Origin of the sequence: Gleimia coleocanis DSM 15436 (assembly GCF_000159015.1) — a bacterium.
GTDB lineage: Bacteria > Actinomycetota > Actinomycetes > Actinomycetales > Actinomycetaceae > Gleimia > Gleimia coleocanis.
In genome coordinates, this window is record NZ_DS999543.1 from 521,981 (window position 1) to 543,988 (window position 22,008).

Annotated in this window: 17 protein-coding genes and 1 tRNA gene; 12 read left to right on the forward strand and 6 right to left on the reverse strand. The window is 48.4% G+C overall.

Annotation, left to right across the window (positions count from 1 at the left end; all coding sequences use genetic code 11):
- The first annotated feature begins 177 nt into the window (after positions 1-177).
- From HMPREF0044_RS04215 to HMPREF0044_RS04225, 3 genes are all read left to right on the forward strand, one after another.
- A complete protein-coding gene (locus tag HMPREF0044_RS04215; protein ID WP_006546876.1) occupies positions 178-408 on the forward strand; it encodes a helix-turn-helix domain-containing protein in 231 nt (76 codons plus the stop codon).
- A 2-nt stretch (positions 409-410) separates the two neighbouring features.
- Complete coding sequence (locus HMPREF0044_RS04220; RefSeq protein ID WP_006546877.1) at positions 411-2,624, forward strand: AAA family ATPase; 2,214 nt, start codon at positions 411-413, stop codon at positions 2,622-2,624.
- A 137-nt stretch (positions 2,625-2,761) separates the two neighbouring features.
- Positions 2,762-3,178, forward strand: a complete 417-nt coding sequence (locus tag HMPREF0044_RS04225; protein WP_040312800.1) for a hypothetical protein — start codon at positions 2,762-2,764, stop codon at positions 3,176-3,178.
- Positions 3,179-4,096: 918 nt separating this feature from the next.
- On the opposite strand, the gene HMPREF0044_RS04230 is transcribed toward HMPREF0044_RS04225, so the two are convergent.
- Positions 4,097-4,170, reverse strand: a tRNA-Leu gene (locus tag HMPREF0044_RS04230).
- A 97-nt stretch (positions 4,171-4,267) separates the two neighbouring features.
- Between HMPREF0044_RS04230 and HMPREF0044_RS04235 the strand changes: the two genes are divergently transcribed.
- Positions 4,268-4,861, forward strand: a complete 594-nt coding sequence (locus tag HMPREF0044_RS04235) for an ANTAR domain-containing response regulator (protein WP_006546879.1) — start codon at positions 4,268-4,270, stop codon at positions 4,859-4,861.
- Between the two features lie 129 nt (positions 4,862-4,990).
- Here HMPREF0044_RS04235 and HMPREF0044_RS04240 read toward each other — a convergent pair whose 3' ends face one another.
- Positions 4,991-5,410, reverse strand: a complete 420-nt coding sequence (locus HMPREF0044_RS04240; RefSeq protein WP_006546880.1) for a PaaI family thioesterase — start codon at positions 5,408-5,410, stop codon at positions 4,991-4,993.
- 14 nt (positions 5,411-5,424) lie between these two features.
- On the opposite strand from HMPREF0044_RS04240, the gene polA reads away from it, so the two are divergent.
- From polA to coaE, 3 genes are all read left to right on the forward strand, one after another.
- Positions 5,425-8,106, forward strand: a complete 2,682-nt coding sequence (gene polA, locus HMPREF0044_RS04245) for a DNA polymerase I (protein ID WP_006546881.1) — start codon at positions 5,425-5,427, stop codon at positions 8,104-8,106.
- Between the two features lie 203 nt (positions 8,107-8,309).
- Positions 8,310-9,755, forward strand: coding sequence for a 30S ribosomal protein S1 (rpsA, locus tag HMPREF0044_RS04250; protein WP_006546882.1), 1,446 nt, complete (start codon positions 8,310-8,312; stop codon positions 9,753-9,755).
- 98 nt (positions 9,756-9,853) lie between these two features.
- A complete protein-coding gene (gene coaE / locus HMPREF0044_RS04255; protein ID WP_040312801.1) occupies positions 9,854-10,546 on the forward strand; it encodes a dephospho-CoA kinase in 693 nt (230 codons plus the stop codon).
- Here the strand turns inward: coaE and HMPREF0044_RS04260 are convergent.
- From HMPREF0044_RS04260 to HMPREF0044_RS04270, 3 genes are read right to left on the reverse strand one after another with little or no spacing between them, the layout of a single operon-like run.
- Positions 10,464-11,987, reverse strand: a complete 1,524-nt coding sequence (locus HMPREF0044_RS04260) for a M81 family metallopeptidase (RefSeq protein WP_006546884.1) — start codon at positions 11,985-11,987, stop codon at positions 10,464-10,466. The genes coaE and HMPREF0044_RS04260 overlap by 83 nt on opposite strands.
- An 18-nt stretch (positions 11,988-12,005) precedes the next feature.
- Positions 12,006-13,364, reverse strand: coding sequence for an alpha-L-fucosidase (locus HMPREF0044_RS04265; RefSeq protein WP_158027167.1), 1,359 nt, complete (start codon positions 13,362-13,364; stop codon positions 12,006-12,008).
- A 10-nt stretch (positions 13,365-13,374) separates the two neighbouring features.
- Complete coding sequence (locus tag HMPREF0044_RS04270) at positions 13,375-14,634, reverse strand: ROK family protein (protein WP_006546886.1); 1,260 nt, start codon at positions 14,632-14,634, stop codon at positions 13,375-13,377.
- Between the two features lie 180 nt (positions 14,635-14,814).
- Here HMPREF0044_RS04270 and HMPREF0044_RS04275 point away from each other — a divergent pair, with 180 nt between their 5' ends.
- The 5 genes from HMPREF0044_RS04275 (at position 14,815) to HMPREF0044_RS04295 (ending at position 21,322) form a co-directional block, all read left to right on the forward strand.
- Positions 14,815-16,617 (forward strand): peptide ABC transporter substrate-binding protein, encoded by a 1,803-nt coding sequence (locus HMPREF0044_RS04275; protein ID WP_006546887.1) that lies wholly within the window; start codon positions 14,815-14,817, stop codon positions 16,615-16,617.
- Positions 16,618-16,697: 80 nt separating this feature from the next.
- A complete protein-coding gene (locus tag HMPREF0044_RS04280) occupies positions 16,698-17,654 on the forward strand; it encodes an ABC transporter permease (protein WP_006546888.1) in 957 nt (318 codons plus the stop codon).
- Entirely contained in the window at positions 17,654-18,532 is an 879-nt protein-coding gene (locus HMPREF0044_RS04285; RefSeq protein ID WP_006546889.1) for an ABC transporter permease, read from the forward strand. Before HMPREF0044_RS04280 ends, HMPREF0044_RS04285 begins: the two co-directional genes overlap by 1 nt.
- On the forward strand, positions 18,532-20,553 hold the full coding sequence (locus HMPREF0044_RS04290; protein WP_006546890.1) for an ABC transporter ATP-binding protein: 2,022 nt from the start codon (positions 18,532-18,534) through the stop codon (positions 20,551-20,553). The genes HMPREF0044_RS04285 and HMPREF0044_RS04290 overlap by 1 nt, the downstream gene beginning before the upstream one ends.
- Positions 20,554-20,611: 58 nt before the next feature.
- Complete coding sequence (locus HMPREF0044_RS04295; RefSeq protein WP_211205078.1) at positions 20,612-21,322, forward strand: copper homeostasis protein CutC; 711 nt, start codon at positions 20,612-20,614, stop codon at positions 21,320-21,322.
- Between the two features lie 81 nt (positions 21,323-21,403).
- On the opposite strand, the gene HMPREF0044_RS04300 is transcribed toward HMPREF0044_RS04295, so the two are convergent.
- On the reverse strand, positions 21,404-22,008 hold a 605-nt coding region (locus tag HMPREF0044_RS04300), incomplete at its 5' end, for an SHIRT domain-containing protein (protein ID WP_006546892.1).

Sequence of the window (22,008 nt, forward strand, 5' to 3'; positions counted from 1 at the left end):
TCAGGCAAGACAAACGGTAATACGCTGTGGATAATGGTAAATGACTAGGGGAGGAAACCCTGAAGTCATGGAATAAAAAATGTTGGTGGCCGGAACGGCAATTCCGACCACCAACCAAAAAGAGCTTAGCCTCTATTTTTATTGTTGGTTAAAACAAGACCCCCTTAGGAGGGATCTATGACTTATAGTACCGGTAAAACCATGCCCGTGGTAAAAAATGAGATTGCACCGATGGCCTATGACGTTAAGCAGGTCGCATTATTACTTAACCTATCGCAACAGATGGTGTGGAAACTAATCTATTCAAACAACCTTAAAAGCGTTCGTTTTGGACGTGCAGTCAGAATCCTATCTACTGACCTAGACGCTTATATTTCCTCTGCCGTCACAAAGGGAATGGGGAACTAAGCGTGAATGAAAAAAACATCCCCGTAACCACCATAGCTACGGGGACAAGAACACCTATTATTTTAGCACAAAACCCGTTAGATCTCAGGGAAACCGCGCAATTGATGCAAGCCAATGGACTTAGTATTTTACCCATTGGAGCAAGTAAGAAAACCACTGTACGTTGGAAAGAATATCAGCAGATCCCCGCAACAACAGACCAGGTGAAAGCATGGTTTAATAGCCCGAATAACCTTGGCGTAGCGGTAATTACTGGCGCGGTAAGTGGCAACCTTGAAATGCTAGAAATCGAAGGTGCAGGCAAGCATAACCCTAATGCAGAACCGAAGCCCGCTATCCCTTTAAACGATATCTATACTGCATTCAATGCTCGCGGTGCAGGAGAACTATTCACCAAAGTTTTCATAGGTAATGAAGTGTGGAGCGAATACACACCTAGCGGGGGACGGCACTTTTATTATCGCGTGCAGGGTACACCAGTCCTCAAAAACACGAAACTAGCTTGCAACGCTGAAGGGGAAGTAGTTATCGAAACCCGCGGGGAAGGTGGCTATAGTATTGTCGCACCCACACCAAAAGAGTGCCACAACCAACCTGAACTGATTACAAGCGGGTGGGAACTCACCAGTACCTCACCCACACCATGGGCGCATATCCCCACTGTGAACGCGGAAGAATACCAGATGATCCACAAAATCATGCAGTCATTCAACCAGATGCCCGAACCAGAAAAAACAGTAGCACCCGCGAGCGTGCTTATGGTTGGTCAGCAGGCGTTGATTGAAGATGATCGTTGGATTGTTCGACCCGGTGATGACTTCAATAACAAGGCTAGTTGGTCAGAGATTATAGAACCTTATGGGTGGCAGTTTAATTACCAGGCTAATGGCCAGGAGTTTTGGACACGGCCAGGTAAGGATGTTAGGGAAGGTGCTAGCGCAACTATTAACTATGCGGGTAACGGTTGTCTATGGGTTTTCTCTAGCAGTACGTGTTTCCCAATAGGTCAGAGTATCAGCAAGTTTTGGGCGTATGCCATTCTTAACCACAATGGGGATGGTAAAGCCAGCGCCAAAGCGCTTGCAGAGAAAGGGTATGGAACGCCTAAACAGCAAACAGAACAAGAAAGGTTAGCATATTCGGTGGCAGAGCCCGCTTGTGTAAGTGCTGAAGGTGGGACGGTAGAAGAAAACGCTGGAGCTAAAAACGTTATTCACATGATCCCGTTAAGTGAGATTCCAATGAAACGTGTCGAATATTTTTGGCAAGACTTCATCGCATTAAATACTGTCACACTTTTTTCTGGTAAAGGTGGTTGCGGTAAAAGCACATACCTAGCGTACTTAATGGGCAAAGCCAGTAAGGGGGAATTAGACGGCGCGTATAAAGGTACGCCTATTAACATTGGCATCTACAGTGTCGAAGATAATATGGCGATGGTGACAGTGCCACGCTACAAAGTGAACGGAGCAGACCTAACCCGCGTCCGTACGTTTACGCTAGATAGAGACCCTGATATTTTCCCAACGCTGAAAGTCCCAACGCACATTAACCAGCTAGAAGAAGTAATCAGGACACATAACCTTAAAGCCCTTGTATTCGACCCTATCGCACGAACTCAGATAGGTAAACAAGACAAAGCCCAAGACGTACAAGAACTGATCTCAGAACTGGTGCGCTTAGCAACCCGAACTGAATGCACTATTCTCGGGGTGCACCACAATAAGAAAGGTGGTGGCGTATCGGATGAGATCATGTCCGGCTCACATCAATGGCGCGATAGCGCTCGCGGGGTGATTGTTTTTGCTGAAGATCCTGACACGGGTAATAAGGTTTTTCAGGTGAATAAGCTCAATGGTGGGTTAGCTGATACGAAGCCGTATGCGTTCCAACTTGTTTCAGTTGAATATGTGGATTGTGAAGGTGAAGTTAGTACAGCGGGGTGTGTGAAAGAACAAGGTGAAAGCCAGGTAAGTGTAGAAGCCTTGAATAACCGTATGCCAGATAGTGTTGAACACGCTACTAAGGTAGGTACTTTATCTGGTTTCCTACGTGATCAGTTAGTATCTGGCCAGAAGGTTACTCGCAGTGAGCTTGAGAAACGGGCACGTGAAGCAGGGATAGACGAAAACAAACGAACCTGGTCGCGCGCGTTAAAAGACATTGGCGCAAAGAGTGAACGCGACGGCAACACTTACAGCTACTGGATTGAATAAAGTGTGGACAACAGGCAACGGCTACTACAAGCGTTGTCTACACTTTTAGGCGGAATATCAAGCAAAAAGTAAAGTCAGGACACAATTTTCTTGCACGTGTCCTGATGTCTACACTTACATTATTGGAGAATAAACCGATGTCTAAGCTAACTTTAACTGGCCTAGCCTACAACAACTATATAGAGTGGAAGAATCAGCTGGAAGATGTTTTCGCAGACGCGCTACCACACTACCAGTGGTGCACGGATTGTGAACTCACTACCGATTACAACGGTACGCCAAACAGTTACATGGTCAGTCACGAAACCACATTCCCGTTAATAGATGAAGAAACAGGTAGGCAATGGAAATACCATGCTTGCATACTCACCCACGCAGACGGAGAACAAGATTACAGCGTGAACCCGTTTGACTACCAAGCGCCTGAACACATGAACAGTCTGGCCAGGGAGGTGATGGAGCAGTGGATAAGCCAGCCACGCGCAACCACCAGTATTGAGATTACCAAGCGGGATTATCTAGATTGGGTGAAAGACAGTCTAAATGTGAGCTAATTAATTCCCAAACGTATTGCCCGTGAGCGCGTGCATACCGGATAATTAAAGTAGCCAAGCAACAAGAAGAGCCATGATAGGAAAACCCGCAAGTAGAACTAACCAGCTACTTGCGGGTTTTCTAGTATCAAGAAACCAAAGTATTTAACGGCGTTCTGTCAGAGACCCCAACCGTAATATGTGACTTGAGACACGCTGAAAACTCTGAAACCCGTACACTGACAGAGAACCTATCACGCGTAGCGGTATTAGCGACCAGGGGGGCATTATCTCCCGGGGCGTATGTTAAGTTGAATTAAACTAGCCCTCACTTAGTTAGCTGGATTGCTAAAAGATAAACCAAGATTCTAGCCGTCAAGACTGATAACAGCAAAAATGACGGGGCGGTGAAACGCCGTACCCATTGCAGTGCAGGGAATAAAGGGTGTGTGTTCATACTTATCGACACTCATAGTTGCGGTTGCCTGCTAGCAGAGTTAGGAAGCTACGACACTGCACGGGGGAGACCCCCTCCCTTGGGTGGTTTGGCTATCGAAGTGGCCTGTTGAAAAAAGTTTGTACGGGTCTGGGGGATTAGAATACGGGTGCTGGTACTGGCCTGTTGATAAGGGGGGTTAGCGTTAAGTTACCGGGTGGACGGCAGTTCGGGTAGTGGGGATATGGGGCACGTAAGAAATCTTTAGTCTAGTGGTTTTTGTGTGGCTAGTAGGGGAATAACGTTACATCCACGCTAGTAGTACCCGTGTTAGGCGTGTTTTTGGTTTATGACGCGCTCGCGGTGGCTGTGGTTTTCAAAGCTAAATATGGCAGTGGTTTTGGTATGGTTTTTAATTTTCTATCGGGCACGTATCGGGCACGCAGGGTGGTTTCTGAATCTCTTACCCCGACTTTTCCGTGTGTTTCCCGGCATAAAAAAAGTACCCTGGGTGGGACTCGAACCCACAACGAGCCGGGTTTGAGCCGACTGCCTCTGCCAATTGGGCTACCAGGGCACGTGATGATTTAGGTTCATTAAGTTCCAAAATCGAATCACTAAGTAATAGAATATAGTTAAGTTCATCGGAAATCAAAATTAGAGTAGGAATACTAATGGGCAAAACCGAAATCAAGTCGCGTCGCGTCATTGTCGCCGAAGACGAAGGCCTGATTCGCCTCGATATCGTAGAGACACTCAAAAGCGCTGGATTTGACGTAATCGCAGAATGTGACAACGGTGAAGCAGCTGTTGAAAAAGCGTTAGAACTAGAACCAGATCTATGTGTTTTCGACGTTAAAATGCCGAAAATGGATGGTATTACCGCTGCTGAGAAAATTTTGAAAGAACTTTCCTGTGCAGTAGTGATGCTAACCGCTTTCTCCCAAACTGAACTGGTCGAGCGAGCGCGAGACGCAGGTGCAATGGCTTATGTGGTGAAGCCATTTACTCCGGCTGAATTACTACCAGCTGTTGAAATTGCTTTACACCGTCAGCATGAGATTCTAGCAATGGAAAACGAAATTGCAGACCTCACTGAACGCTTCGAGACTCGTAAAATAGTTGACCGCGCTAAAGGGCTACTAATGGAACGTATGGGGATGCCTGAATCTGAAGCATTCCGTTGGATCCAGAAAACCTCAATGGATCGTCGTCTATCCATGCGTGAGGTCGCAGAAGCAGTAATCGACCAAGTAGCTGAAAAATAAACTCTTTTAAACTTCTTTAAGGGAGCGTTTAGTTAAACAAAGAAAACTAAACGCTCCCTTTAAATGTTAAAAAGGCAGCGACAAACTCAGAGAATTCGAAAACAGAAACTTTCAGTAGGAAAACTTTATTTACTTCCCGGTAATCAGCTGGTTACCAGCTAACGCCGTAGAGATTAATTTTCCGCCCTCGGAAAAAATTTCCACCGAATGAACGCAACGCGTTCGCCCTAATTGCACTGCTGAAGCAACCGCGCGAACCCACTCGCCCGAACCCGGACGCAAATGTGAAACAGACAAATCTGTACCGACTGCACGCCGCAAAACCCCGTCAGCAAGACTTAAATCTACACCATACGCATTCGCTGCCAACGAAGCTGCCGTCTCAGCCAACGCCGCAGAAGCCCCACCATGCAGAAAACCTGCAGACTGCAGATTACCAGCCAACGGCATCTCAACGACCGTGCGTTGCGGCGACAACTCCACAATCTGCATTCCCATCCGTGACATGAGAGAATCAGCAGGGAAAGTAAAATCGTAAGAAATAGTCATGTCACTATGCTTACATGAAAAAACGGAACAGCCAAGGACACACTATGATCCAACAAAAACTACTTATCATCGACGGTCACTCTATGGCGTTCCGCGCATTCTTCGCTCTGCCACCCGAAAACTTTACTACCACCACCGGGCAAGCAACTAACGCAGTCTACGGGTTCACCACCATGGCATTACGGCTGATAGAAGAACACCAGCCAACCCACATTGCCGTGGCTTTTGACACGAAAGTAAAGTCCTTCCGCTCCGACGAATACCCTGAATACAAAGCGGGCCGTGCGGAAACTCCACAAGAATTCAAAGGCCAAATCGGACTCATTAAACAAGTCCTCGAAACCGTGGGGATCACCTGGATTACGAAAGACGGTTTCGAAGCAGACGATATTTTAGCGACGCTTGCAAAACAAGGTGACGAAGCAGGCATGAAAGTCTTAGTCGCATCAGGAGACCGAGACTCGTTCCAGCTGATTACCGATAACGTAAACGTAATCTACCCAGGACGTACCCCAGCTGATCTTAAAATCATGGATGCTGCCGCAGTAGAAGAACGTTACGGAGTGCCACCGCAGTGGTACCCACACATTGCTGCACTCACCGGCGAAAAAGCAGATAACCTACCAGGTGTGCCCGGGGTTGGTGAGAAAACCGCTGCTCAGTGGGTGATGAAATATGCAGGTTTGGCAGGAGTTTTAGCTAACGCCGATAAAATTGGGGGCAAACGCGGAGAAGCCTTGCGAGAACACGAAGCTGACGTGTTACGAAACCGACGCTTAAATGAGCTACTCACAAACTTGGAATTACCATATAACGTTGCTGATTTGACTCGCGAGCCAGTGAACCGGCAAGCAGTAAATGAACTATTTGACGTTTTAGAGTTCAATCGTTTGCGTAAACGCGTATTCGACCTTGACGCGAACGCCGATTCTAATGAAGAAATCGATGATACGCGGACTATAGAAACCCTGGAACTTAAACTGGTGTCTGACGGCTTCCAAAATTGGATTTCCCAAGTTCCCGATCAAGCAGTATTAGCAGTTGCATCAGAGTACGTTAAGACTGAACTGAACGCGTTAGCAATCTACTATGCAACAGAAGGAACCGGGCATTGCTATGCGTTGGAGCCACGCTTCCTAAGTGATACTGAGCAAAAAGAGTTGGAAGACCTCTTAACATCTCATGCGGTGATTACGCATGAGGCTAAGAGACTTCGACACGCATTTCGTGAATGCGGGTTTGAAATCGGTGAACTGGCTGAGGACGTTGAACTTGAAGCCTACCTGCTTGGTCCTGACCAGCGGGAGTACAGTTTGCCAACATTAAGTGAAAAGTATTTGCAACGTAGCCTTCCTGTAGCTGAATCAGCGCAGTTAAGTTTGTTACGTGATTTCAGTGAATTAGCTGGGCAAGCGCAGGTGGTTTATGACTTACATGAGGTGTTGTTTAAACAGTTAGAGACAACGCAACTTGCTGAGCTTTACCGCGGTTTGGAACTGCCGGTTCAAGCTGACTTGTATGAGTTGGAAAAGCATGGCGTTGCCATGTCTATGGATGTGTTAAATCAGCTGCTTGAAGAACTTACTGAACAGGTTGAAGTTGCGGAAGAAGCAGCGTATAACGCGATTGGCCACAAGGTTAATTTGGCGTCTCCAATGCAGTTGCAGACGGTTTTGTTTGAAGAGTTGCAGATGCCTAAGACTAAGAAAACTAAGCGTGGCTACACTACGAATGCGGAGGCGCTGGTTGAACTTTATGAGAAGACTCAGCATCCTTTCTTACAGCATTTGTTGGCGCACCGTGACAAGATTAAGATGCGTCAGATTGTTGAAGGTTTGATATCGGCGGTTGGTGCGGACGGGCGTATTCATACGACTTTTCAGCAGACTGTTGCAGCAACTGGTCGCTTGTCGTCGACTGAACCGAATTTGCAGAATATTCCGGCGCGCACAGCTGAGGGAATGCGGATTCGTGGGGCGTTTGTTCCGGGGACGGGTTTTGATTATTTGCTGACTGCGGATTATTCGCAGATTGAAATGCGTTTAATGGCGCATATGTCTAAGGATGAGGCTCTGATTGAGGCTTTTAAATCTGGCGAGGATTTACACCGTACTATGGCTGCGATGGTTTTTGCAGTGCCGGTGGAGGAAGTTACGCCAGCTTTGCGGTCACAAATTAAAGCGACTTCTTATGGTTTAGCTTACGGGTTGTCGTCGTATGGTTTGTCTCAGCAATTAGGTATTTCTGTTCCTGAAGCGCGTAAGTTGAAGGAAAAGTACTTTGAGCGTTTCGGTGGTGTTGGTCGTTTTCTTGGTGAGGTTGTTGAGGAGGCACGTGAGCGTGGTTTCACAGCAACGATGATGGGGCGCCGCCGTTATTTGCCGGATTTGAATTCGGGTAATACTAATTTGCGTGCGATGGCTGAGCGGGCAGCTTTGAATGCGCCGATTCAGGGAACTGCTGCGGATATCATCAAGTTGGCAATGCATTTGGTTATGCGAGTTTTGCGGGAGCGTGGCTTGGCATCTCGGGTTCTGTTGCAGGTGCATGATGAATTAGTTCTCGAGGTCGTTGCTTCTGAACTTAATGAAGTTATTCAGATTGTTACAGATGTGATGAGTGGGGCAGCGGAGTTGAGTTTGCCGTTGGATGTTTCTTTTGGAGTGGGAGCTTCTTGGCAGGATGCCGCACACTAGCGGTTGAAAATGAGAGCTAAATCTCTGAATCGCGTGGCGGTGTAGCGATACATAAGGGTATTTCTTCACAGAAATGCTGGTACGATTATGTTTGGTGTGTATTCCAGGTAGTGCAGTACTGCTTGTAGTAATGTGCTTGAGTGGAATATGTGCCGTCTGTAATTGTCCATTTACTAGTTAAAACAGTTGGGGAACATATTTTTATGACCACCAATACCCAGCCAGAGCAGATTGCCGTTAACGACATCGGCTCCCGCGAAGATCTCATCGCAGCCATCGACGCTACCATCAAGTACTTCAAAGAAGGTGACATCGTTGAAGGTACTGTAGTTAAGGTAGACCACGACGAAGTTCTGCTCGACATCGGTTACAAGACCGAAGGCGTGATCCTTTCACGTGAACTGTCAATCAAGCACGATATTGCTCCAGAAGACATCGTGAAGATTGGCGACAAGGTAGAAGCACTTGTTCTTCAGATGGAAGACAAGGAAGGCCGTCTGTTGCTGTCCAAGAAGCGCGCACAGTACGAACGCGCATGGGGCACCATCGAAAAGGTCAAGGAAGAAGACGGTGTTGTAACCGGTACCGTAATCGAAGTTGTTAAGGGTGGTCTGATCCTTGACATCGGTCTGCGTGGCTTCCTTCCAGCTTCCCTCGTTGAAATGCGTCGAGTACGCGACCTGGCACCATACATTGGTCGTGAACTGGAAGCAAAGATCATCGAACTGGACAAGAACCGCAACAATGTTGTTCTGTCTCGCCGTTCCTACCTGGAACAGACTCAGTCCGAAGTACGCACCAACTTCCTGCACACCCTACAGAAGGGCCAGGTACGTTCCGGTGTTGTATCCTCTATCGTTAACTTCGGTGCATTCGTTGACCTGGGCGGCGTAGACGGCCTGGTACACGTTTCCGAACTATCCTGGAAGCACATCGACCACCCAGCAGAAGTTGTTGAGGTTGGCGACGAAGTAACCGTTGAAGTTCTTGAAGTAGACATGAGCCGCGAACGCGTTTCCCTGTCTCTCAAGGCAACCATGGAAGATCCATGGCAGGCATTCGCACGTACCCACGCTATCGGTCAGGTTGTACCAGGTAAGGTCACTAAGCTGGTTCCATTCGGCGCATTCGTACGTGTTGAAGACGGCATCGAAGGTCTGGTTCACATTTCTGAACTGGCACAGCGTCACATCGAAGCACCTGAACAGGTTGTTAAGGTAGGCGATGGTGCGTTCGTGAAGATCATCGATATCGACCTGGAACGTCGTCGCATTTCCCTGTCCCTGAAGCAGGCAAACGAAGGTGTAGATCCAACTTCTGAAGACTTCGATCCATCCCTGTACGGTATGGCAGCTGAATACGACGAAAACGGAAACTACAAATACCCAGAAGGCTTCGACCCAGAAACCCAGGAATGGATGGAAGGCTATGAAGCACAGCGTGAAGCCTGGGAAGCTGAATATGCAGCAGCTCAGGAACGCTGGGAAGCACATAAAGCACAGGTTGCTCGTGCACTGGTAGAAGACGTTGAAGAAGCTCCAGCTCCAGTTGAAGAAGAAGCATCTTACGAATCTGCAGTTGAATCCGAAGGCACCCTGGCTTCTGACGAAGCTTTGGCAGCACTTCGCGAAAAGCTGACCAACAACTAATCAACCCTGATTAGTTAAGAAATGGGCGAGTGGGAAACCACTCGCCCATTTCTATAGACTGGAAACAATCAAAACTGGTAAACAGAAAGCAGCCAACGATGCATCTTAACTGCGAAGAAAACCACAACCCTAGTAAAACCCTTAGCCGAGGACTCTGGGTGGGACTTACCGGTGGAATCGGATCTGGGAAAAGCACAGTCACAAAGCTACTTGCGCAGTACGGAGCAACCATCGCAGATGCAGATCTCATTGCCCGCGCAATAGTTTCCCGCCCCACAGTGTTAACTGACATAGCGCAAATATTTGGCACAGATGTTGTTATTAAAACTGCAACTGGGAAACCTACCCTGAACCGGGCAAAACTTGCCAGCATTGTCTTTAACGACCCACAACAGTTAGCAAAACTTAACGCCCTTACACACCCGAGGATTGCACAGACCGCCCTTGAAATCCTCAAAACTGTAGAACCCGGAAAAGTGGGTGTATATGACGCAGCAATCTTACTAGATTACGGGCGACCAACATGTCTTGACATCATCGTGGTCGTAACCGCCCCCACAGAAGTGCGCATAAAACGACTTGTTGAAACGCGTGGCATGGAGCTCAAAGACGCGAAAGCGCGCATTGCCAACCAAATAACTGATCAGCAACGCGCGCAACACGCCGACTATATTATCGATAACAGTTCGGATCTAACCGCCTTAACAGCTAGCGTCCAACAGTTATGGCATGCAATTCAACAGCATCCAAAACTTCAGGATCACAGTCAAATGGAACCATCGGACGGTTAATCAGCTTATGATCTAAACGAATCAAATCCTGATCCACACCACCCGGAGTTAAAGCCATCTTCCAATCTTTATGCATTGCATAAAGATCAGGCTCAAGGTAACCAATCTTAACGACCACAACATCGGCTTCACGAGGATCCAAGCCTAAACGTTGGAACGTTGCCAAAGCACCAAACTGGTTACGCCCCTTAGTAACAACGACATCCAAACCAGTTTCTACCTCAACACCATCAACAGTGCGTACCACGCGTAACACCGCAGAAGTAGATCCCAATGGATCATCCCCAATGAAACTTACCTTCGCACGCAAAGACTGAGGTCCTGGCCAACGCGAATCGATTTTGCCACCGACTACGAAATCAGCGATATTACCAACTCCGGTAGCCACCGCCACAGCCACAGACTCAGCATCATGTAAAGAAACGCAGATAGTGTGCAACTTGCCCGACATAGTCGGCTCCCAATTCAGCAAGTGATGCAACGCGTAAGTAACGTCATTAGCGCCACCTGCACCAGGATTATCACCGGAATCAGAAATAAAAGTCGGACGCTGTGCGGTTTCTGCCCACTGTAAACAATTCTCCATGGAATCAACCGGGGCGACGAACTCGAATTCATCGCGTGCATCCCAAATTTCCTGTGCCCAGTCAAGAGTCAATGCTTCAAGTTCTTCTTGAGGTAAATCAGCGGTAACTACTACAGCAGCCTTACAACGAGGTTGGTCTGCCCAAGCGAAACCAATCCAGAAAGCGGCATCTACTACGCCGGGAAGTGCTTCCAAGTAAGGAATCCGAGAATACAGTCGTTTAGCGGGTTCAATACGAGTAGAAGTCTTTTCACCTGGAAGCAAAATTGGAATATGCACTAATGATTTAGCTGGCTTGCCTTGACCAGAAAGCAACCGCATAGCCAGGTTATACATGGCGCGACGCCGAGATTCTAAAGCATCCTCATGTGGAGCCATGCGGTAGGTTGTCAGCAAATCACAACCGTTGAAAAGAGCCTCGGACATATTGCCATGCAAGTCAGTAGAAAGAGATACCAACACGTCAGGACCGATAATCTCACGAATAGCGGTAATTAAATCACCTTCAGCATCCAACAGGCCTTCAACACTCATAGCGCCGTGAACATCAAAGAATAAGCCGTCCAAAGGTTTCTCTGCGTGCAGAGCCTTAACGCCCTCGAGAATTTCCGCTACCCAAGCATCGAAAACCGGACGGTGAATAACGCCACCAGGTAGCGCGCGTGCATGCAAGACAGGCAACCAGTCAATTGCTTGGCTCCAGGTTTCTTCACGCCAAGAAAAACGGTTTAATAATGCTTCGCCACGGGTCACAGTGAAATCATGTTCGTATGCAAGCTGTGGAGAAAAAGTTGAGGACTCGATGTGAATGCCACACACAGCGACACGAGGGCGCCAGATTTTAGGTAAAACCATGATTAACTCCTTTGAAAATCAGATTGTTGGAATATATAGGACATAAGGTAAATCAGATTCAACCTGAGGCAGTGGGAGCTGTGCCCCTGGGTGAACTTCAACCTCAAAACGATTACCCTCTACATACCATGTTGCCGTGGTAGCGGGGAAGTCAGCGGGAACTGTATAAGAGGTAGCATTTGGATTACAAATGATTACAGCTAATCCGGGAGACGGGTGAGAAGCTGGCAATGTTAAGTAGCGTGGGTTGGCTTCCTGCTCATCTGTAAAGCGCTGCCATGGTCGAGAACCATAGATAAACTTGCCGTAGTGAGCCATCCACGCTCCTAAGCCACGAACGATGATTGCCTGACGTTCTTCTAAGCTGCCGTCAGCATTTGGACCCACATTTAAAAGCAGGTTTCCGCCTTTAGAAACTACATCCACAAAGTAGTTTATTAAACCTTTTATGGTTAAAAAGTCTGCACCGGATTCATTGTTGTTAACACCAAAAGACTTAGCAATGCCGCGGGTAGATTCCCAAGGTTTAAACATTGTCTCACTGACATCTGTGTATTCGCGGGTTAAATACTCATGGTATGGAATACCCCAACGGTCGTTGATGATTCCCTCTGGTTGGCTGGCAAAGTAGCGTTCGAAGAGCTTAGACAAGCTGAACTCATCGTCGCCTTTACCAGCATCTGGCCAATCAATATCATTCCACAGTAGCTTCGGCGCGAACTTTTCAATGAGTTCTTCAAGTTGGTTCGCTGCATACTTAGCGTAGGCAGGGTCATTGCGTCGGTATATGAAGATGTCACGGTCCGATTCAATCGGTGGGAAATCAGAAACGTGCCAGTCTAATGCTCCAGAAAAGTAAATGCCAACCTCTGCACCACCTGCGCGAGCAGTTTCAGTAATCACCTGGACCACATCAACTCCGTTAGCACGTTTCACACAGTTAAAATCAGTTGAATCAGTCTCCCAGAGGCAGAAGCCATCGTGGTGTTTTGTAGTGGGGACAATGTATTTAGCCCCAGCATCGATAAGTAGTTGCACGGTGGCTTGGAGGTTTTCTACGCTTGGTGCGAAAAGTTTAGTGAAATCTTCGTAGGTGGTGCCAACCCCATAGCTATCTTCATGAAATTTACGGCAAGGAGAGCCATTTATGCGCCAAGTATTGCCATACCATTCAGCATACTGATGGTATGTGTAGGCTTCTTCTAACCCGTACTTAGAACCATCTGGCTGATAGGCCCACGCAGGTACTGAGTACAGTCCGTAGTGTATGAAGAACCCAAGTTTAGCGTCTTTAAACCATTCAGGAATTTCGCGTTTAGGGTAGTTAGCTTTGGCAGCTAGTTCAACAGGGCCAACGCGGTTTTCAAAAGTGAACATCCTTGTCCTTTCACTTTGTATAAAAATCATCTAGCAGCCGGGAGGTCTCGGTTGCGAAGTTAACGCGGGTTTTCTTATCAAGTCCGATGAGGGCGGAGAACCGACGATGAGTAGATAGAACTACGTCAAGCTCCTCAGAAGTCATTGATAAGCAAGCATTGTAAAGGGCGGCTCTAACTGCAGCTTTAAAGATTCCTACCTCTGAGAGTGAACCACCGAGGACTACTGCTTCTGGGTTGAGGAAATTTACTAGGGGAGCTAGGGCTTCGCCTAGACGCTGACCTGCTATACGCAGAGCTGAAGTAACCCGCGGATCGGCTTGGTCTGCTGTTTCGACCAGAGCGCGCATATTTTCTAGTACCAGACCTTGACCGGCAAGAATCTGTCGGATGGAGTATCCGGAGGCGATGGTTTCTAAGCAGCCAATGCGACCACAGGCACATGGGGTGTCAGTTGGAGGATATGAGAACGTATGGGTGATGTCGCCACCGACTCCGGCGCCTCCGCTGTACGGTTGCCCGTCAATCACGCAGCATGCGCCGATACCTGAACCGGTTTTAACGTAGATGAAATTTTGGTAGTTGCGTTCTGAGGAACCAACTTCGCCGTAGGCGGCTGCGCGTGCGTCATTATCGATATATGCAGGACAACCGAGTTCTTCGGTAAGGAAGTCGGTTATCGGGACGTTGTGCCAGTTAGGCATACGTGCTGGATTGGTAACCCTTTGGGTGGTTGAGCTTACTGGGCCGGGTAGAGCCAAAGCACAGGCAGCAAATTTTTCGTTCTGCAAATGTGTTTTATTAAGTAGGGTTCGCCATTCTTTGCAAAGTTTTTTTATGACGCTCTGTGGTCCTTCAGTGATGGCAATTTTAATTTCAGAAGTGATTACCAGATTGCCGACTTCATCTGTGATGCCTAAGAGTGCATGATTTGTGCCTAATTCGCCGACTGCAATTATTGAAGTGTATGTTGTGGCTTTGAAACGTGACGCGGGTCTGCCACCTGTGGAAGCGTATGTTCCTTCTTCACTTATGAGCCCTTTTTGCAATAGGAGACGGCTTAAGTTGGAAGCAGTGGACGCAGAGATCTGCAACTGGTTGCGTAAATCGTTGCGGGAGGTTGCCAAGCCACTTTGGAAAAGCTGGAGGGCGGCGTGCAAAAGTTCTTGTTTTACCGGAGGAACGCGGGATTCTACAGTTTCCTCCAGGTCTTCTGAAGGAAGAGAAATGTCCTTAGAAGAGGGTAGTGGTAGAGCAGAATTTGGATTCACCTTCGTATCCTTTTTGTTGCTGAAAGATATAGTTTTTGCAACATCTTGGATTAAGTTTATATCAAATCGGCAAAAGTTTCTTTAATTCGACACATATTTGAAGAAACACTGCTAGTCTACTTTTATCGGGTATTCGGCATCCGATCTAAAATGTGTCGAACACGAAAGGGAGTTTCAAAGATGAAACACACAAATGGTATGCGTAAGTTTTATGCAATAGCAGCAGCTTGCGCGCTATCAGCTACTGGACTGGCAGCTTGTGGCGGAACTTCCGGCCCACAGGGTGGCACAACAGCAGCTGGTGAATCAGCAAACGCTTCCATTAGCGTTGCACTGAAGACGCCGACTTGGATTCTGCCAATCTCCATTCCTGGGAAAACCCAGGGTGAAAATGGTATTTTCCGTAGCATGCAGTGGCCAACTTTGTTTGACTTCACTCTGGAAGGTAACGCCAAGTACAATATCGACGAATCTCGTTCATTGGCTGAAATTCCAGAACTAAGCGAAGACGGCAAAACTTACACCATCAAACTGAAAGACCTGAAGTGGTCCGATGGTGAGGCCATTACCACCCGTGACGTTGAATTCTGGTTCAACTTGGTAAAGGCCAACAAGGATAAGTGGGCATCCTATCGTGAAGGTAACTTCCCAGACAACGTAGCTTCTTTCGAAGTAGTTGATGAAAAGACCATCAAACTCACCACCACTGAAGTCTATGCACCTGGTTTCTACATGGGGAACCAGATTGCAGCGCTGACCCCGCTGCCACACCACGCCTGGGCAAAGACTTCTGATGAGGGCAAAGCATCCGATGATGACCGTACTGAAGAAGGCGCACGCGCAATCTTCGAATACCTGCTGAAGGCAGCAGAAGACCCAGCATCATACGGTAAAAACCCACTGTGGCAGACCGTATCCGGTCCATGGAAGCTAGCTTCCTACACCCCATCCGGTGAAGTAAAGCTGGTCGCAAACGAAGCATACGCAGGTGAAGATAAAGCTAAGGTAGGCGAAATCGTCTTCAAGCCATTCACCTCAGATGACTCCGAATTCAACACCCTGCGCTCCGGTGGCATCGATTACGGCTACATCCCAGCTGGCTCCATCGCTCAGCGTAGCTACATTGAAGGCCAAGGTTACAAGGTATCCCCATGGTACGGCTGGTCCATCACCTACATGCCAATGAACTTCGCTAACCCAAAGACTGGTCCAATCTTCAAGCAAAAGTACATTCGCCAGGCATTGCAGCAGCTGATTGACCAGGAAAGCATCTCCAATGTCATCTGGCAGGAAATGGCGGCACCAACCTGTGGTCCAGTACCACAGAAGCCAGGTAAGGCAGGTTCTTTGGACGGCTGTGCATACACCTTCGCACCAGAAAAGGCTAAGGAACTCTTGGAATCTCACGGCTGGAAGATCAACCCAGACGGCGTAACCACCTGTGAAAAGCCAGGTGCTGGTGAAGGCAACTGTGGTGAAGGCATTGAAGCAGGCAAGGAACTGCGCTTCACCTTGATTTCTCAGTCCGGCTTCTCTGCAACCACTAAGATGATGGCAGAATTGAAGTCCCAGTTCGGCAAACTGGGTATCGTCCTCGATATCCAGGAAGTCCCAGACTCAGTTGCTGTATCTCAGAAGTGCAAGCCAGAAGCAGAATGTAACTGGGACCTGTCCTTCTTCGGTTCTCAGGCATCCTGGTACTACCCAGTCTACGCATCCGGTCAGCGTCTGTTCGCAACCGATGCACCAGTAAACCTGGGTCTGTACTCTGACGCAAAGGCAGACGAACTGATTCAGAAGACCCTGGTATCTTCCGACGAATCAGCAATGCAGGAATACAACGATTACTTGGCAGAAGACCTGCCAGTACTGTGGATGCCAAACCCTGTTGCTCAGGTATCAGCTTACAAGGCTGATATTGACGGCATCGATCCACAGGAACCAACCCTGGGTATGTACCCACAGGATTGGTCTCGTAAGTAAACCGTTCGTCGCGTAACTTAAGTGGGGTTGCCTCGCCCTGAAAGCGAGGCAACCCCACCTATGAAAGGGCTAAATACCTCATGTGGCGTTATATCCTCAAACGACTTGGACAGGCGATCATCGTCATGTTCCTCGTCACCTTTATTACTTTCTTAGTCTTGCACCTCCTGCCCGGTGGTGCAGCACGATCTGCACTTGGCAAAGAAGCTACTGAAGCGCAGATCATGGCATACAACATCCAAATGGGATACGACAAACCATTTATCGTCCAATACGGCTACTACCTGGGACGCCTCTTCACTGGTGACTTAGGCTTCTCATTCCAGCAAAATCAGTACATCTCAGATCTGATCGCACAACGTATGCCAAAGACAGTAGTCCTCAGCTTACTGTCCACCACCGTGGCAGTTTTAGTCGCAGTTCCTCTGGGTGCTTTACAAGCAGTCCGCCGTAACAAAGCAGCAGACTACATCATCACCGGTATCGCACTGCTTGCCTACGCAACACCGCTGTTCTTCCTAGGCATGCTACTCATCGTACTTTTCTCACAAATCTGGCCAATTCTGCCGCCACAAGCGCCACAGGGTTTCACAGTAACGGAAATCTTAAGCCAATGGCAGGGCCTAATCCTGCCAGTAATCACTCTCTCCATCGTGGCTCTGGCTGCCTTTACTCGCTACGTGCGTTCCACCATGGTGGATAACCTCAACGAAAACTACATTCGAACCGCACAAGCGAAAGGCCTCTCTAACTACCGAGTCTCTGTAAAACACGCCCTCCGGAACTCCCTCTTCCCAGTAATCACCCTGTTAGGTATGTATGTACCACATCTCTTCTCAGGTGCACTGGTGGTTGAATCCCTCTTCAACTACCCAGGAATGGGCTTAATGTTCTGGCAAGCAACCCAAACCCGAGACTATCCAGTTCTGCTAGCCTCCACACTAATCGTTTCATTCGCAACGGTAATAGGTGCGTTACTAGCAGACATCGCCTATGCAATGGTCGATCCACGCGTTCGTCTTTCAGGAGGTAAGTAATGTCTAACGCAGTTAAGACTACTCGCCGCGCCGGTATGGGACGCCAGGGGATTGCAGTATTCTTTGAAAACAAACTTGCTGTCTTTGGGCTCGCCCTGGTAATCTTCCTGGTGCTCTTCTCATTCGTAGGACCGCTAATTTACCAAACCGACCAGGTACACACCGATCTTTCCCAAGCACACATCGCACCTGGTGTTGATGGCTATGTTCTTGGAACAGACGGCGTCGGCTACGACCAATTAGGACGCCTCATGTTAGGCGGTCAAACCTCCCTCATTGTTGGTCTCTCTGCAGGTCTACTAGCAACTGCATTCGGAACCATCTGGGGCGCAACCGCAGGCTTCGTAGGAGGATGGGTAGACGCCGTAATGATGCGTATTGTTGATGCGCTCATGTCCATTCCAGCACTCTTCCTATTCATGCTGATTGCAACTATCGTAACCCCAACGATTCCAATCCTCGTATTCGTTATTTCAGCATTCGCATGGCTCAACCCAGCGCGTATGGTTCGCGGTGACTCAATCGCACTGCGCTCACGCGAATTCGTAACTGCAATGCGAGGCATGGGCGGACGCCCACTCCGCGCCGTACGTACCCACATCGTACGCAACGCAATCGGCACCGTTATCGTGAACGCTACCTTCCAGGTAGCTGACGCAGTCCTATACGTTGCATACCTATCATTCCTGGGGCTTGGCGTACCACCACCAGCAGCAAACTGGGGCGGAATGCTCTCTACCGGTATCGGTGAAATCTACTCCGGCCACTGGTGGTTAATCTTCCCTCCAGGTATTGCAATTATTCTGTTGGTACTGGCATTCAACTTCGTTGGCGACGGACTACGCGACGCCTTTGAAGTCCGTCTGCGGAAGCGGTGATGATAATGACTTCAGAACCTCTACTATCGATTCGAGACCTGCACGTCTCAATCCCACGCCGTAAAGGCAAAGTAACTCCACTCAACGGTGTAAACCTAGACGTCTACGCAGGGCAAACCCTGGGTATCGTTGGCGAATCCGGCTCAGGCAAAACCATGACTGCACTTGCGGTTATGGGGCTGCTACCAGGCAATGGCTTTGTAGAATCCGGCGATATCTACTTCGACGGGACTAACCTAGTTAAAGCCAAGCCAGCTGATGTACGTCGCCTGCGCGGTACCGAAATGGGGATGATCTTCCAAGACCCAATGACCTCGTTAAACCCAACGATGACCATTGGTGCTCAAATCGGAGAATCCCTGCTCGTACACAAAGGCTACTCCAAAAAAGACGCCAAAATGGCCGCCATTGACATCATGCGTCGCGTCGGCATGCCACGTGCAGAAAAAATCGCTGACGACTACCCACACCAATTATCAGGCGGTATGCGTCAACGCGCCATGATCGCAATGGCACTGGTCTGTCATCCAAAGTTACTAATCGCGGATGAACCAACCACCGCGCTAGACGTTACTACTCAGATGCAGATTCTGGATTTGCTAGATGAACTAAAGGAAGAATTCGGTTCTGCTGTCATCCTAGTAACCCACGACCTGGCGGTAGTTTCTGGACGTGCAGACACCGTGGCAGTTATGTACGCCGGTCAAGTCATGGAACAGGCGCCCTCGAAAGAATTCTTCGCCTCTCCAGACCACCAGTACACGCGTGCACTACTAGCAGCGCTACCAGAACGCGCAACCCATTCAAACGTGCGTTTGTACTCCATCCCCGGTAACCCACCATCCTTAACAGAACCAATAGTTGGCTGTCCATTCGCACCACGCTGTGCGTTCGCTACAGACCAATGTCGTACCCAAACACCAACCTTGGTCGGTGAAAGCCACAAGGTAGCGTGCTTCCACCCCGGTGGAGAAATGCTACAAGTAGAAAACTTCACTCAAGATGTGGTTTCTACGGCTGACCAGCCAGTTATCTTGGAAGTAGAAAACGTTTCCAAGAACTTTGAAGCTAAAGGTGGCGGGATTTTCCGTCGCACCGTTGGAACCGTATCCGCGGTGAAAGAAGTCAGCTTTGAAGTTAAACGAGGTGAAACCTTTGGTCTGGTAGGCGAATCTGGCTGTGGTAAATCTACACTCGGACGAATCATCGCCGGTCTAGACGATGCTTCAGGTGGCGAAATCGTTATTAACGGAACGAACCTTGCTAGCCTCACCGGCAATGACCGCATTAAGTTCCACCGCACAGTGCAAATGATGTTCCAGGACTCAGCTGCTGCTATGGATCCACGTATGCGCGTTGATGAAATCATCTCAGAACCGCTAGCGATTCAAAAGATGGGCAACCGTCGTGAACGTGCAGAACGCACCGAAGAACTAGTTGAGAAAATTGGGCTTCCAGAAAACGCACTGGAACGATATCCGCATGAATTCTCAGGTGGACAGCTCCAGCGGATTGGCCTGGCACGTTCCTTAGCGTTGAGTCCAGACGTAATCGTCTGTGATGAACCAGTTTCCGCACTGGACGTTTCCGTTCAGGCACAGGTACTTAACCAGATGCGAGACCTGCAGAATCAGTACGGTTTATCCTACTTATTTATCAGTCACGACCTTGCAGTTGTGCGGTACATGTCGGATCGTATTGGCGTTATGTATTTGGGGACATTGGTTGAGACAGGCGATGCCGATGACGTCACTGAACGTTCTTTACACCCATATACTCGTGGTTTAATCGATGCGGTTCCTCGTATTGATGAGCGAGAGCTGGGACGCGAACGATTCAAAATCGAAGGCGAATTACCTTCGGCAATCAACCCGCCAAGCGGGTGCCGTTTCCGCACCAGATGTCCTTTTGCACAGCAAATTTGTGCGGAACAAGTTCCAGTTTTGGAAGAGAAAGGCACAGTTGGAAGCAACGGTCACGCGCATAAAGTTGCGTGCCACTTCCCGCTAATCGAAAAATAATAATTAGTTAAGGTGGATGCATCAGATTGGTGCATCCACCTTAATTTATGAAAGGCTCATGATGACAGTAATTGAAGTATGCGTTGAGGACCTAGCTGGAATTCAAGCAGCTTACGAGGGGGGAGCGGACCGCGTAGAGCTATGTGTGAATCTTGAGGTCGGTGGGCTAACTGCTCCAGATCAGTTAATTTTTGATGCGATTGAAATGATTTCGGGGTTTGAGCGTGAGTTTTCGTTGCGTTTATTAATTCGTGAATACTATGAAAGCTTCATTCATAATAGTGAACAACAGCGGGATTTAGTAATTTCAGTAGCTCGCTTGCGTAAACTTTTAGAGAAGAAAACAACCTTCCCAATTGGTTTCGTGGTGGGAGCTTTAGATGCTGACGGAACGGTTCCTGAAAAGTTCTTAGACGAAATGGTTACTGCAGTAGATGGTTGGTCAGTAGTATTCCATCGTGGTATCGATGCTAGTTCGGCGCGTAATGATGGCTTAGCGAAGCTAGTTGCACATGGTTTTACTGGCGTGCTTACTACCGGTGGTGATGAGAGCGTCGCTGATGTTGTCCAGTTAGCTGATGACATTTTGCAGCATGGTTCAACTTTACAAATTATTGCTTCTGGTGGGGTACGTGCGCATAATGCTGCTGGTATCTTACGTGAATCAGGGGCACCTGAAATTCATTTCCGTGCGCCTTACGAGGACGGCAGGCCGGGCACTGACCCAGAGCGCGTTGCACAAATCGTTAAAGTTATTCGAGAGGCCTGATAGGCGTAACGCAGGTTTTATTTATTAAATGTTTGGGGCGGTTAAGCAAGTGCTTAACCGCCCCAAACTAATGTTTAAGGACTATGCCTTACGGCGTTTCAGCGATAGTGCCAGAACACCAGCTGCTCCCATAATACCTGCGAAGGTAAGGAGGGAGGTTGCGTCAGTACCAGTCTTTGGTAGTTCACGCTTTGGTTTCTGCAGTACAGGTGGTACAGGCTTAGCCTTGTACTCCCATGCACCTGGGAATACTACGTCCTGCTTGGCTGCAGGAACCATGTCCTGATCCCAAGCAACGAAGTACCAGGTGCCTTCCGCAGTCACTAGGGAACGCTGAGCTTCCGGAAGATCGCCAACCTTTACGTCTTCACCGTAGAGGAAGGTGAATGCTTCTGGTAGACGCTCAGAAAGTTCCTTTGGCAACTCTTTATCAGCTACCTTGGAATAGAACTCGTGAGTAGCATTTAGGCGGAGTTTCCAAGTACCTACGAAGTGGTGATCCTTAGTAATGCCGTTTACTGCAGTAGTATCAGCATTCCAAGCTGTGAAGAACCAAACACCGTCTTCGTTTTCAAATTCTTCAAAAGTATCCTCAACTGCTGGAACGTCAGTACCGTGTAGGTTGTCATTCTTTGCAGCTGGGGTTAGATCCTTAACTTCAGCAGGTAGTGCTTTATCATCATACG